Below are 13,103 nucleotides of genomic sequence, written 5' to 3' on the forward strand. Positions count from 1 at the left end.
AGGAGCTGGGGGAGATGATCCTGGACTGCACCAGGTAAGTGGGTGGGTACGGGGGGATAGGGGCGACGTGGAACATCTCAGGCACCATAACGTTGGAAGGCGGAGTCCGTAAAACCTTCGCTCGCTCCTCTCTGTTAATCGAACAGTTACCCCGTTCCCCCTGAGCCATTACCGGCATTCGGCCGTTGGTGTGCGATGTGGTGATCCGGCGGGTTGTTTATTCGCTTTCCCCTCCTCCTCCCCTCCTCGTGGTCACTCGATCTTCACAACCGGAGGCAGCGGTCGGGCTTCACCGCTCCAGACGGTGGCCAAAGCGGGGCAGGAGTGGTCGATCTCCCAGCGCGAGTCCCCGGGTGCCGCCCGGCCGGTGCGGACGGTCCCGGCGGAGCGGCGGGACGACAGCCGACGATTCGTCAGCACGGACATACTCCAACCGGGTTGGTGGCACGATGGTTCCTGGCGGGGCGTGCGGGGGTGCACTCCCGGGCCGGCAAGTCGTTCCGACCGAGGGTGTGATCAGTTGTGGTCATTTCGCTATCAGCCGTGCTCGTATTGGCGGTCATTCTGGTCGTCCTGATGCGGAGCAAGGCGCTCAAACCGGGGCCGGCGGCGGTGGCCGTGCTCTTCGGCTTCTTCCTCGCCTCGACGGGCATGGCGCCGTCGATCAAGAGATTCCTCGACTCGATAGCGGAAACAATCAACCAGATCAACTTCTGAGCCGTGGCTCCGCCCGTCCCGTCCGCCCTTCGGGCGCGGGGGACGGGTCGCTCGCGCCCGGCGGGCGGAGCGGGCGACACCGGGGCCGGCGGGCCCTGACTGCGGAGCGCCCACGGCGCGGCACATGCCCGAGGGCACCGCACCTGAGCACCGGAAACGGGGACGGCCGCCGCCGGTGCTCGGACACGTGCCGCATACAGGCAGCGTTCGCTCCGTCGCGCCGCCCGGCACCTTCCCCCGAGCTCTTCCAGCAGGGGACCCCCAGCTCGCAGCGTTGCACGAAAGCCCGGGTGGAGCCGCCACGAGAACTTCCGGCCGCCTTGCGATCACACACACCGAACGCCGTTCCTCAGTGGGCGAACGTTGCCTGACGCAGCACTAGTCGCCGCGACCGAGCGCCTCCCGTACCGCCTCATCGCTGCGGGCGACCGAGGCCGTGCCGTCGTCCGCGGTGATGATCGGCCGCTGGATCAGCTTCGGATGTGCGGACAGCGCCTCGATCCACCGCTCGCGCTCGGCGGCCTCCCGAGGCCAGCTCTTCATCTGCAACTCGACGGCCTGCGGTTCCCTGAGGCGCGTGATGTCCCATGGTTCGAGGCCCAGCCGGTCCAGCACCCGGCGCAGCTCGGCCGGGCTCGGCGGATCGTCCAGATAGCGTCGCACCGTGTACTCCGCCCCGGCCTCGTCGAGCAGGCGAACGGCCGAGCGGCACTTCGAGCAGGCGGGGTTCACCCAGATCTCCATGAGGGGAACCCTACAAAGCCCGCGGTGACCGCCGCCCCGTTTCCCCGCCGAGGGCTTCCGCCCGACCCGGCCCCCTGGAACGACCTCGGCCCAACTCGGCGGCGAAGCCGAGCCGGGCCGGGAGGTCATGGAGCGGGCGACGGGAATCGAACCCGCGTAGCCAGTTTGGAAGACTGGGGCTCTACCATTGAGCTACGCCCGCGAGCGCCGCGGCCGATCGGCGGAGCCGACCGCCGTCGCGGCACGGAATGCATCGTAGCGGGTCGCAGGGCTCCTGCGCACACCCGCTGGCCGGGGAGCCGGGGGATGGCAGCCGAAGCGCCACGGGCCATGTACCCTACGTCTCGCACCGACGGGGTGTGGCGCAGCTTGGTAGCGCGTCCGCTTTGGGAGCGGAAGGTCGTCGGTTCGAATCCGGCCACCCCGACCACAACGCGAAGAAGGACCGCGGCGCCGATCTCCACCGCGCCGCGGAGAGCAGCGGTTCGTCCCGGCCCGGGGGCGCCGTCAGCCCGGGCTTCCCGCCCGCGCGGGTTCTTATCCGGATCCGATTTATGGGCACGATCGCCCTTGCGGTTACTATGCAGACCGCGTCCCCGTGTCCCGGCTCGACCGAGTATCGAATGCGGGACGTCTCAGCTGAATCTCAGCAGAACCCAAGAAATCAGCCCCAAGGAGACCGAACCGTGAAGAGCGCCGTGGAGACCCTGAACCCGACTCGGGTTCGGCTCACTGTCGAGGTGCCCTTCGAGGAGCTCAAGCCCAGCCTCGACGCGGCGTACAAGAAGATCAACCAGCAGGTCACGGTGGCGGGCTTCCGCAAGGGCAAGGTCCCGGCCCGCATCATCGACCAGCGGTTCGGTCGCGGTGCGGTGCTCGAGGAGGCGGTCAACGACGCGCTCCCGAAGCTCTACACCGAGGCGGTCAGCGAGGGGGAGATCGACCCCCTGGGCCAGCCCGAGGTGGACATCACCGAGCTGAAGGACGGCGAGCTGCTCTCCTTCACCGCCGAGGTCGACGTCCGGCCGACCATCGAGATCCCGGACTACTCCGGCATCGAGGTCACCGTCGACGCGGTCGAGGTGTCCGACGAGGACGTGGAGAACTCCGTCCAGCAGCTGCGTGAGCGCTTCGCCTCCACCACCCCGGTGGAGCGTGCCGCGGCCGAGGGCGACGTCGTCACCGTCGACCTCGAGGCCAAGGTCGACGGTGAGGTCCTGCCGGACGGCGTCGCCAAGGGCGTCAGCTACACCATCGGCTCCGGTGAGCTGCTCGACGGCATCGACGAGGCCGTCACCGGCCTGGAGGCCGGTGGTAGCGCCACCTTCACCTCCGAGCTCAAGGGCGGCTCCGCCCAGGGCAAGGAGGCCGAGGTCAAGGTCGATGTCAGCGCGGTGGCTGAGCGTGAACTCCCGGAGCTCGACGACGACTTCGCCCAGCTGGCGAGCGAGTTCGACACCCTGGAGGAGCTCCGGGCCGACAGCCGCAAGCGGCTTGAGGAGGCCCGGCGCTACGAGCAGGCCACCGAGGCCCAGGAGAAGGTGCTCGAGGCCCTGCTCGGCCTGGTCGAGGTGCCCGTCCCGGAGAAGCTCCTCGAGGACGAGATCGGCACGCGCAAGCACAACCTGGAGAACCACCAACTCGCCCAGATGGGCCTGGACCTCGACGCCTACCTCAAGATCCAGGAGAAGACCGCCGAGGAGTTCGAGGCCGAGCTCAAGGAGCAGGCGGAGAAGGGCATCCGCACCCAGTTCGTCTTGGACGAGCTGGTGAAGAAGGAGCAGTTGTCGGTCGGGCAGGAGGAACTCACCGAGCACCTGGTGCGCCGTGCCCAGTCCTCCGGTATGAGCCCCGACCAGTTCGCCCAGGCGGTCGTCGAGGGCGGCCAGGTGCAGATGCTCGTCGGCGAGGTGGCCCGCGGCAAGGCGCTCGCCACCGTGGTCGAGGCCGCCAAGGTGGTCGACAGCAACGGCGAGCCGGTCCACCTGGAGGACGAGGAAGAGGACGAGGAGGCCGCCGAGAGCGCCCCCGAGTCCGCGGACTCCGGCTCCGAGGCGGCGAAGGCCGAGGAGCAGAAGGACGCCTGAGCCCCATCGGAACCGTGCCCGGGCCCGTACGCCGTCGACCCCACCCACGAGCGGGTCGACGACGGACGGGCCCGAGTGCGTCGGGCCCCTGCACGGGCCGCCGGCGCCCGGTGCGGGCATGCGCTGACAGCGAACAGCTCTCTGTGCGGGATGGCGTAGTCCCACCTGCGCGTTAAGGTCCGTAGACAGAAGGGTGGGAGAGCCTTCGCCACGGTGCCGGAGGGTACCGGAGCATCGGCCCCGCACCCGAAGAAGACGCTGAGACGGCGCGCGGCCGTCAAACTACGAGCAGGTGGATACGTGACGAATCTGAAGCCTTCCGCCGCCGCCGGCGAGCCGACCTTCGGTGGCCTCGGCGACCAGGTCTACAACCGGCTGCTCGGGGAGCGGATCATCTTCCTCGGCCAGCAGGTCGACGACGAGATCGCCAACAGGATCACGGCGCAGCTGCTGCTCCTTGCCGCCGAACCGGACAAGGACATCTACCTCTACATCAACTCCCCGGGCGGCTCGATCACGGCCGGCATGGCGATCTACGACACCATGCAGTACATCAAGAACGACGTGGTCACCATCGCCATGGGCCTGGCCGCCTCCATGGGGCAGTTCCTGCTGAGCGCCGGTACCCCGGGGAAGCGCTTCGCCCTGCCGAACGCGGAGATCCTGATCCACCAGCCCTCGGCGGGCCTGGCCGGCTCGGCCTCCGACATCAAGATCCACGCGGAGCAGTTGCTGCGCACCAAGAAGAAGATGGCGGAGCTCACCGCCCTGCACACCGGCCAGACCGTCGAGCAGGTCATCCGTGACTCCGACCGGGACCGTTGGTTCTCCGCCGAGGAGGCCAGGGAGTACGGGCTGGTGGACGAGGTCATGGCCTCCGCCTCCGACGTGCCGGGCGGTGGCGGCACCGGAGCCTCCAGCTGAGCCTCCAGCCGCCGCACAGCCGACGAGCCAGCCACTGATCTGATCCGCCTCCAGGACGGTGAACACCTATATGAGCAACAACCCCGGCAGCGGCCTCTTCCAGGGCCCCGTCGCCGAGTCCCGCTATATCGTTCCGCGTTTCGTCGAGCGCACCTCGCAGGGGGTGCGCGAGTACGACCCGTACGCCAAGCTCTTCGAGGAGCGCGTGATCTTCCTCGGCGTGCAGATCGACGACGCCTCGGCGAACGACGTCATGGCGCAGCTGCTGTGCCTGGAGTCGATCGACCCGGACCGTGACATCTCGATCTACATCAACTCGCCCGGCGGCTCGTTCACCGCGCTCACCGCCATCTACGACACGATGCAGTTCGTGAAGCCGGACATCCAGACGGTCTGCATGGGACAGGCGGCCTCGGCCGCGGCCGTGCTGCTCGCGGCCGGCACCCCCGGCAAGCGGATGGCCCTGCCGAACGCCCGCATCCTGATCCACCAGCCGTACAGCGAGACCGGTCGCGGTCAGGTGTCCGACCTGGAGATCGCCGCCAACGAGATCCTCCGGATGCGTACCCAGCTGGAGGACATGCTGGCCAAGCACTCGACGACTCCGATCGAGAAGATCCGGGACGACATCGAGCGCGACAAGATCCTTACCGCGGAGGAGTCGCTCGAGTACGGTCTGATCGACCAGATCGTTTCGACTCGGAAGTCTTCTGTTTCTTTCTGATCGAGCAGTGCCGAAGGATCCCCCCTTGGACCGAGTCGGTCCAAGGGGGGCCCGGACAGGGGGTCCGGCAAGGTACCGTCGATAGGCAAGCACCCGGGTCTGCGCAAGCGTTGCAGATCCCAGGCGAAGGGGAAGCACCTCGTGGCACGCATCGGTGACGGTGGCGACCTGCTCAAGTGCTCGTTCTGCGGCAAGAGCCAGAAGCAGGTGAAGAAACTCATCGCGGGGCCCGGCGTCTACATCTGCGACGAGTGCATCGACCTCTGCAACGAGATCATCGAGGAGGAGCTGGCCGAGTCCTCCGAGGCCCGCTGGGAGGAACTGCCCAAGCCGCGGGAGATCTCCGAGTTCCTCGAGGGGTACGTCGTCGGGCAGGAGGCCGCGAAGAAGGCGCTCTCGGTCGCGGTCTACAACCACTACAAGCGGGTGCAGGCGGGGAAGAACGGCGGCCGGGACGGCCGTGAGGACGGCATCGAGCTCGCCAAGTCCAACATCCTTCTGCTGGGCCCGACCGGCTCGGGGAAGACGCTGCTCGCCCAGACCCTCGCCAGGATGCTCAACGTACCGTTCGCCATCGCCGACGCCACGGCCCTGACGGAGGCCGGCTACGTCGGCGAGGACGTCGAGAACATCCTGCTCAAGCTGATCCAGGCCGCCGACTACGACGTCAAGAAGGCCGAGACGGGGATCATCTACATCGACGAGATCGACAAGGTCGCCCGGAAGAGCGAGAACCCATCGATCACACGCGATGTCTCCGGCGAGGGCGTCCAGCAGGCGCTGTTGAAGATCCTGGAGGGCACCAGCGCCTCCGTGCCGCCGCAGGGCGGACGGAAGCACCCGCACCAGGAGTTCATCCAGATCGACACCACCAACGTGCTCTTCATCGTGGGGGGCGCCTTCGCGGGGCTGGAGAAGATCATCGAGTCCCGCGCCGGGGCCAAGGGGATCGGCTTCGGGGCGACGATCCGCTCCAAGCGGGAGATCGACAGCAGCGACCAGTTCCAGGAGGTCATGCCGGAGGACCTGGTGAAGTTCGGGATGATCCCGGAGTTCATCGGGCGGCTGCCGGTCATCACCTCGGTGCACAACCTCGACCGGGAAGCGCTGCTGAAGATCCTCGTCGAGCCGCGCAACGCCCTGGTTCGGCAGTATCAGCGGCTGTTCGAACTCGACGGGGTGGAGCTGGAGTTCGACCGCCCGGCGCTCGAGGCCATCGCCGACCAGGCGATCCTGCGCGGCACCGGCGCGCGCGGACTGCGCGCCATCATGGAGGAGGTGCTGATGTCGGTGATGTACGAGGTGCCCTCCCGTAAGGACGTGGCCCGGGTGGTCATCACCGAGGAGGTCGTGCACTCCAACGTCAACCCGACGCTGGTGCCCCGCAGCCGTGGCGGCGAGTCGGGTGAGCGGCACGAGAAGAGCGCCTGAGGCGGCGGCTTCCCACGGCACAGGCGGGTGCTCCGTCCGGGAGGGCGCTGAAGCGCGGAGGCGAGAGCCTGGACCGGAGAGGGACACCGCGGGTTGGAGAGAACGAGGAGAGGGGCGCCCGGTCCATTACCGGGCGCCCCTCTCACGCCCTGCGGCCGCCGGCTGCCCTCCCGCGGTGGGAACGGCACCCCGCCGGTTCGATCAGAGCGGGACGCGGCTCTCCTCGTAGATGGTCGCGGCCACCTTGGCGAAGGCGTCGACGTCGACGCTGTTGAGCGAGGTGTAGTCGATGTCGATGCCCAGCACCATCGCGGCGTTGGACTGCTCGGCCCAGGTGCAGGCCGGGGCGTAGAGGCTGCCTTGCACCTTGGCGACCAGGCAGCGGAACACCGGGCCGTCCGAGCCGTTCGGCCGGTACTCCTCGGGCTCCTTCTCCACCGTGCTGCCACTGCTGGTGAAGCCCTCGATCATCTCGTCCTGGACCTGCTTCGGGTCGCCGATGTAACCGTAGGCGCCGGAGAAGGAGAGCCCCTGGTTCTTGTCGCCGGAGCCCCGGTACTGGCCGAGCACCGAGATGGTGCCGGGGGGCATCTGGTCCTGGACGGACGTGCCCTCCTTCTTGAGCTGCTCGGTGTCCTTCTCCAGCACGTAGGCGCCGTCCGCCAGGGTCTTGGGCGTCGTCAGCTTCATCGCCCCGCTGTCGGTGTCGTCAGCGTCCTCGGCGTCCTCCTTTTCGTCGCCGGGGGAGGGCTCGGCCGAACTGCTGGTGCTCGGCTTCGGCTTGTCCGCCTCGTCGTCGCTCTTGTCGTCCGAGCCCAGCAGCAGTACGCCACCGGTGACGATCGCGGCGACGAGCACCGCGCAGCCGGCGACTATCGCGATGATCTTGTTCTTGTTGCCGCCCCCGGGAGGCTGTGCGCCGGGAGGCCCGTAGGGGTTGGGCGGCTGCCCGTAGGGGCCGGCCTGGGGCTGCCCGAAGGCCCCGGGCTGCTGGCCGTGGCCCTCCGGCTGCCCCGGTGGCGGGTAGCCGTACCCGGCCTGGCCCGGGGGCTGCTGAGGGTAGCCGTACCCCGGCTGTCCCTGCGGGGCCGGGGGCTGCTGCGGGTAGCCGTACCCGGGCCCCTGCGGCGGCTGACCGCCACCCTGCTGCTGGCCTCCGAAGGGACCAGACTGGTTGTCGCTCATGCGGCGCTCCTCTCGTGCCGGCTGTGACTACTCGGAGATCTCGACGCGCGCGTCGTTGCGCACCTTGGCTGCCAACTCGGCGGCTGCCGAGAGGTCCACCTCACCACCGGCGATGGCCGCCACGGGATCCACCGACACCACAGCGCCCACCGTGCTGGAGTCGCCCCATATGCAGGCGGGGAACTCGATCGAGTCGATGGGTGCGTCACCGGGGTCGTCGGGCGTCAGCTTGTACTTCTGGCACTTCATGACCGCGCCCTTCAACCCCTCCGGCTCCATCTTCTGGGGGCTGCCCACGGCCTCTACCGTCATCTCGCCGTCGTTCTCATCGCCGACGGCCTTCTCCATCACGACGAACATCGCGTCCACGACCTGGCCGGGGTTCTCCACGCCGCCCCAGACCCCCATCAGCATCAACTGCTTCTTGGAGGAGGAGGAGTACTCGCCCTGCACCGGCTCAGGGTCCGAGACGCCCGGGACCCCGTCGAGGTCGTTGGAGCCCGGATCGTCCGAGCCGGTGTCCTGCAACTCGTACTCCGAGGCAACTGTCTTCGGCGTGGTGAGCTTGTACTTCTTTCCGTCAGAGAAGACGCCCTCGTCGTCGTCCCCGCTGAGCACGTACGCCGTGCCGCCGATGATCGCGGCCACCAGCACCAGCGCCCCGACGATGATCCCGATCGTCTTCCCGTTGCCGCCGCCCGAGGTGGGAGGCGGCGGCACCGCGCCGTACGGGGGCTGCCCGCCGTAGGGGCCCGCCTGCTGCGGCTGCCCGTAGCCGGCGGGCTGCTGGGGCTGCCCGTAACCTCCTGGCTGCTGCGGATAGGCGTAGCCGCCCGGCTGACCCGGCTGCTGCGGGTACCCGTACCCGGGCTGGCCCGCGGCGCCGCCCTGGCCGTACGGGTTGGGAGTGGGCTGGTCGCCTCCGTACGGGCCCGGTGGCGGGGGCGGCTGGTTGTAGCTCATGCGATTACCTCGTTCTGGAGACAGTTGAGACCATCCTTCCTGACGCCTTACGTGGGCTTTACCTCGGGGCAGCAACGGGTTCGTAACAGCCTCCCGACCGCCCTTACACTGACGCCGTGACCGAGAACACCCAGCGCCCCCAGGACGGGGCCCACCCCAGCGCCCCGATCGATCTGCCGACCCAGTACGCGCCGGCCGACGTAGAAGGGCGGCTCTACGAGCGCTGGGTAGCTCGCGGGTACTTCGAGGCGGACGCGGGGAGCGGCAAGGAGCCGTACACGATCGTCATCCCGCCGCCGAACGTCACCGGTTCCCTCCATCTCGGCCACGCCTTCGAGCACACCCTGATCGACGCGCTGACCCGCCGGAAGCGGATGCAGGGCTACGAGACGCTCTGGCAGCCGGGCATGGACCACGCCGGCATCGCCACCCAGAACGTCGTGGAGCGGGAGCTGGCCAAGGAGGGCAAGTCCCGGCACGACCTGGGCCGTGAGGAGTTCGTCCAGCGGGTCTGGAAGTGGAAGAGCGAGTCCGGCGGGCAGATCTCCGGTCAGATGCGGCGGTTGGGCGACGGAGTGGCCTGGTCGCGGGAGCGCTTCACGATGGACGAGGGCCTCTCCCGCGCCGTCCAGACCATCTTCAAGCGGCTCTACGAGGACGAGCTGATCTACCGCGCGGAACGCATCATCAACTGGTGCCCCCGCTGCCTGACCGCCATCTCCGACATCGAGGTGGAGTACCAGGACGACGAGGGCGAGCTCGTCTCCATCCGCTACGGCGAGGGGGATTCGGCGCTGGTCGTCGCGACCACCCGCGCCGAGACGATGCTCGGTGACACCGCGGTGGCGGTCCACCCCGAGGACGAACGCTACGCCCACCTGGTCGGCACCGAGGTGGAACTCCCGCTCACCGGGCGGCGGATCCCGGTCGTCGCCGACGAGCACGTCGACCCGGAGTTCGGCACCGGTGCGGTGAAGGTGACCCCCGCCCACGACCCCAACGACTTCGAGATCGGCCGCCGCCACGGCCTGCCCAACCTCGAAGTGCTCGACGAGCGCGGCATCATCACCGCGCACGGTCCGTTCCAGGGGCTGGACCGGTTCGAGGCCAGGTCGGCGATCGTCGGCGCGCTGCGCAGCGAGGGCCGGATCACCGCGGAGAAGCGGCCGTACACCCACTCGGTGGGGCACTGCTCACGCTGCAAGACGACGATCGAACCCCGGCTGTCCATGCAGTGGTGGGTCAGGACCGGCCCGCTCGCCAAGGCGGCCGGTGACGCGGTGCGCGACGGGCGGGTCGCCGTCCACCCCAAGGAGATGGAGTCCCGGTACTTCGGCTGGATCGACAACCTCCACGACTGGTGCATCTCCCGCCAGCTGTGGTGGGGCCACCGGATCCCGGTCTGGTACGGGCCGGACGGCGAGATGGTCTGCGTCGGTCCCGACGAGGAGCCGCCCGGCGGTGAGGGCTGGCACCAGGAGACGGACGTCCTCGACACCTGGTTCTCCTCGGCGCTGTGGCCGTTCTCCACCCTCGGCTGGCCGGAGCGGACCGAGAGCCTGGCGAAGTTCTACCCGAACTCCGTCCTGGTCACCGGCTACGACATCCTGTTCTTCTGGGTCGCCCGGATGATGATGTTCGGCCTCTACGCCATGGACGGCACCCCGCCGTTCCACACCATCGCGCTGCACGGCATGGTCCGGGACCAGTTCGGCAAGAAGATGTCGAAGTCCTTTGGCAACGCCGTGGACCCGCTGGACTGGATGGACGAGTACGGCTCCGACGCCGTCCGCTTCACCCTGGCCCGCGGCGCCAACCCGGGTACGGACGTGCCGATCGGTGAGGACTGGGTGCAGGCCTCCCGGAACTTCGCGAACAAGATCTGGAACGCCACCCGCTTCGCGATGATGAACGGCGCCACGGTCGAGGGCGGGCTGCCGCCCGCGGCTGAGCTGTCCGCGGCCGACCGCTGGATCCTCTCCAGGCTGAACAGCGTGGTCGCCGAGGTGGACGCCTACTACGAGGACTACCAGTTCTCCAAGCTCAGCGAGACGCTCTTCCACTTCGCCTGGGACGAGGTCTTCGACTGGTACGTCGAGCTGACCAAGACCACCTTCCAACAGGGCGGCGCGGCCGCCGAGGCCTCGCGCCGGGTGCTCGGGGAGGTCCTGGAGGTCACCCTCCGGCTGCTCCACCCGGTGGTCCCGTTCGTCACCGAGGAGCTGTGGACCACGCTCACCGGTCGGGAGACGGTGGTCACCGCGGACTGGCCCACGGACAGCGGTTTCCGGGACCAGGCGGCCGAGAGCGAGATCGAGACCGTGCGGCAACTCGTCACCGAGGTGCGGCGGTTCCGGGCAGACCAGGGGCTCCAGCCGGGGCAGAAGGTTCCGGCCCGGCTGGAGCTCGCCGGCACCGCGTTGGGGGCGCACGAGGACGCCATTCGCCAGCTGCTCCGGCTGCAGCCGGAGACCGAGGGCTTCAACGCCACCGCCACCCTGCCGGTGGCGGGGGCCAGGGTCGCCCTCGACCTCTCCGGTGCGATCGACGTCGAGGCGGAGCGCAAGCGGCTGACCAAGGACCTCGCGGCGGCGGAGAAGGAGCTGGCGCAGACCACGGCGAAGCTCGGCAACGAGTCCTTCCTGGCCAAGGCGCCGGAGCAGGTGGTGGACAAGATCCGCGGCCGGCGGCAGACGGCGGAGGCCGATATCGAACGGATCTCCGCCCAACTGGCGGCGCTCCCCGGCGCCTGACCGGCCGGTCGTCTCCTCGGGGCGGCGCGGTCCGTAGACTGTCCGCTGTGAGCGACCGCGCCCCCCATGAGGACCCCGAGCCCCAGACCGGCCCCGACGCCTTCGACGAGATCGTCGGGGCCGAGACCGGCCGCGACCCCGACCTCGCGGTGATCGAAGCCGGCAGTCGTACCCTGCGCACCCAGGCGGGCCCGCCGCCCGGTGACGGCGTACCGGCCCGCCCCGAGGACCCGGAGGTCGACCGGGCGCTGCGGGAGGTGGAGGCGGAGCTGGCCGGCCGGTGGCCGGAGACCCGGCTCGACCCCTCCCTCACCCGGATCGAGGCGCTGATGGACGTGATGGGCGATCCGCAGCGCGCCTATCCGTCGATCCACATCACCGGGACGAACGGCAAGACCACCACCGCCCGCCTGATCGAGGCGCTGCTGACCTCGCTCGACCTGCGCACCGGCCGCTACACCAGCCCGCATGTGCAGTCCGTCACCGAGCGGATCAGCGTGGACGGGGCGCCGCTGGACGCCGAGCGGTTCCTGGCGACCTACCGCGACATCGAGCCCTACCTGGCGATGGTCGACGCGGCCCAGGAACACCGCCTCTCCTTCTTCGAGGCGCTCACCGGCATGGCCTACGCGGCCTTCGCCGACGCCCCGGTGGACGTGGCCGTCGTCGAGGTCGGCATGGGCGGCAGCTGGGACGCGACCAACGTGATCGACGCCGGTGTGGCCGTGGTGACGCCGATCGACCTGGACCACACCGACCGGCTCGGCGCCACGCCCGGGGAGATCGCCGTGGAGAAGGCCGGGATCATCAAGCGGGGCGCGACCGTGGTCCTCGCCCAGCAACCGGTCGACGCGGCCCAGGTGCTGCTGAAGAAGGCCGTGGAGGTGGACGCCACCGTGGCCCGGGAGGGCATGGAGTTCGGCGTGCTGAGCCGCGAGGTGGCGGTCGGCGGCCAGCTGCTGACGCTGCGCGGGCTGGGCGGCGAGTACCCGGATGTCTTCCTGCCGCTGCACGGCGCCCACATGGCGCACAACGCCGCGGTAGCGCTCGCCGCCGTGGAGGCCTTCTTCGGCATCGGCGCCCAGCAGGCCCGCACCCTCGACCTGGACGCCGTCCGTTCGGCCTTCGCCTCCGCGCTCTCCCCGGGCCGCCTGGAGGTCGTGCGCAGCAGTCCGACCGTCGTGCTGGACGCCGCGCACAACCCGGGCGGCGCGCGGGCGGTGGCGGACGCGGTGACCGAGGCGTTCGGCTTCAGCCGCCTGATCGGCGTGGTCGGCGCGAGCGAGGGCAAGGACGTGCGGGGCGTGCTGGAGGCCTTCGAGCCGGTCTTCGCCGAAGTCGTGGTCTGCGGCAACTCCAGCTACCGTGCGATGGACGTGGACGAGCTGGCGGCCGTCGCGGTCGAGGTCTTCGGCCCGGACCGGGTGCGGGTGGAGCCCCGGCTCGACGACGCGCTGGAGTCGGCGATCACACTCGCCGAGGAGGAGGGCGAGTTCGCCGGTGCCGGAGTGCTGGTGACCGGCTCGGTGATCACTGTCGGCGAGGCCCGGCTGCTGTTGAGGAAGGGCTGAATAC

General features: G+C 69.4%; 11 protein-coding genes and 2 tRNA genes. 8 read left to right on the plus strand and 5 right to left on the minus strand.

The genetic code is table 11. The features are described 5' to 3' along the window. Window positions 1-252: 252 nt before the first annotated feature. Window positions 253-420, minus strand: coding sequence for a hypothetical protein (locus BGP73_RS22935; RefSeq protein ID WP_170837725.1), 168 nt, complete (start codon window positions 418-420; stop codon window positions 253-255). Between the two features lie 102 nt (window positions 421-522). Here BGP73_RS22935 and BGP73_RS01340 point away from each other — a divergent pair, with 102 nt between their 5' ends. Beyond that, a complete protein-coding gene (locus BGP73_RS01340) occupies window positions 523-717 on the plus strand; it encodes a hypothetical protein (protein WP_069811404.1) in 195 nt (64 codons plus the stop codon). Window positions 718-1,095: 378 nt separating this feature from the next. On the opposite strand, the gene BGP73_RS01345 is transcribed toward BGP73_RS01340, so the two are convergent. After that, window positions 1,096-1,461: an ArsC/Spx/MgsR family protein gene (locus BGP73_RS01345; protein WP_069811406.1), complete on the minus strand. Its 366-nt coding sequence runs from the start codon at window positions 1,459-1,461 to the stop codon at window positions 1,096-1,098. Between the two features lie 128 nt (window positions 1,462-1,589). Further along, window positions 1,590-1,663, minus strand: a tRNA-Gly gene (locus tag BGP73_RS01350). A gap of 151 nt (window positions 1,664-1,814) precedes the next feature. On the opposite strand from BGP73_RS01350, the gene BGP73_RS01355 reads away from it, so the two are divergent. From BGP73_RS01355 to clpX, 5 genes are all read left to right on the plus strand, one after another. Next, window positions 1,815-1,891, plus strand: a tRNA-Pro gene (locus tag BGP73_RS01355). A gap of 256 nt (window positions 1,892-2,147) precedes the next feature. Then, window positions 2,148-3,548: a trigger factor gene (gene tig, locus BGP73_RS01360; RefSeq protein ID WP_069811407.1), complete on the plus strand. Its 1,401-nt coding sequence runs from the start codon at window positions 2,148-2,150 to the stop codon at window positions 3,546-3,548. A 300-nt stretch (window positions 3,549-3,848) separates the two neighbouring features. Then, window positions 3,849-4,472: an ATP-dependent Clp protease proteolytic subunit gene (locus BGP73_RS01365; RefSeq protein ID WP_069811409.1), complete on the plus strand. Its 624-nt coding sequence runs from the start codon at window positions 3,849-3,851 to the stop codon at window positions 4,470-4,472. Window positions 4,473-4,542: 70 nt separating this feature from the next. Further along, a complete protein-coding gene (locus tag BGP73_RS01370) occupies window positions 4,543-5,196 on the plus strand; it encodes an ATP-dependent Clp protease proteolytic subunit (protein ID WP_069811411.1) in 654 nt (217 codons plus the stop codon). Between the two features lie 141 nt (window positions 5,197-5,337). Beyond that, window positions 5,338-6,627, plus strand: a complete 1,290-nt coding sequence (gene clpX / locus BGP73_RS01375; RefSeq protein WP_069811413.1) for an ATP-dependent Clp protease ATP-binding subunit ClpX — start codon at window positions 5,338-5,340, stop codon at window positions 6,625-6,627. A gap of 201 nt (window positions 6,628-6,828) precedes the next feature. On the opposite strand, the gene BGP73_RS01380 is transcribed toward clpX, so the two are convergent. Together BGP73_RS01380 and BGP73_RS01385 are read right to left on the minus strand one after the other, a co-directional pair. Beyond that, window positions 6,829-7,812, minus strand: coding sequence for a hypothetical protein (locus BGP73_RS01380; RefSeq protein ID WP_069811414.1), 984 nt, complete (start codon window positions 7,810-7,812; stop codon window positions 6,829-6,831). Window positions 7,813-7,839: 27 nt separating this feature from the next. Then, the gene (locus BGP73_RS01385; protein ID WP_069811416.1) at window positions 7,840-8,775 is read right to left on the minus strand and encodes a hypothetical protein; all 936 of its coding nucleotides are present in this window, start codon (window positions 8,773-8,775) and stop codon (window positions 7,840-7,842) included. A 116-nt stretch (window positions 8,776-8,891) separates the two neighbouring features. On the opposite strand from BGP73_RS01385, the gene BGP73_RS01390 reads away from it, so the two are divergent. Beyond that, window positions 8,892-11,528, plus strand: coding sequence for a valine--tRNA ligase (locus tag BGP73_RS01390; protein ID WP_069811418.1), 2,637 nt, complete (start codon window positions 8,892-8,894; stop codon window positions 11,526-11,528). 47 nt (window positions 11,529-11,575) lie between these two features. After that, window positions 11,576-13,099 carry a bifunctional tetrahydrofolate synthase/dihydrofolate synthase gene (gene folC / locus BGP73_RS01395; RefSeq protein ID WP_069811419.1) on the plus strand — a complete coding sequence of 508 codons (1,524 nt, stop codon included), beginning with the start codon at window positions 11,576-11,578 and terminating at the stop codon, window positions 13,097-13,099. The last annotated feature ends 4 nt before the right edge of the window (window positions 13,100-13,103 follow it).

This window comes from Streptomyces sp. TP-A0874 (assembly GCF_001748085.1).
Lineage (GTDB): Bacteria > Actinomycetota > Actinomycetes > Streptomycetales > Streptomycetaceae > Streptomyces.

Bases quoted from the DNA above. Each gene is read 5' to 3' on its own strand.
- BGP73_RS01345 (WP_069811406.1), bottom strand. From the start codon at position 1,461: ATGGAGATCTGGGTGAACCCCGCCTGCTCGAAGTGCCGCTCGGCCGTT.
- BGP73_RS01380 (WP_069811414.1), bottom strand. From the start codon at position 7,812: ATGAGCGACAACCAGTCTGGTCCCTTCGGAGGCCAGCAGCAGGGTGGC.
- BGP73_RS01385 (WP_069811416.1), bottom strand. From the start codon at position 8,775: ATGAGCTACAACCAGCCGCCCCCGCCACCGGGCCCGTACGGAGGCGAC.
- BGP73_RS01370 (WP_069811411.1), top strand. From the start codon at position 4,543: ATGAGCAACAACCCCGGCAGCGGCCTCTTCCAGGGCCCCGTCGCCGAG.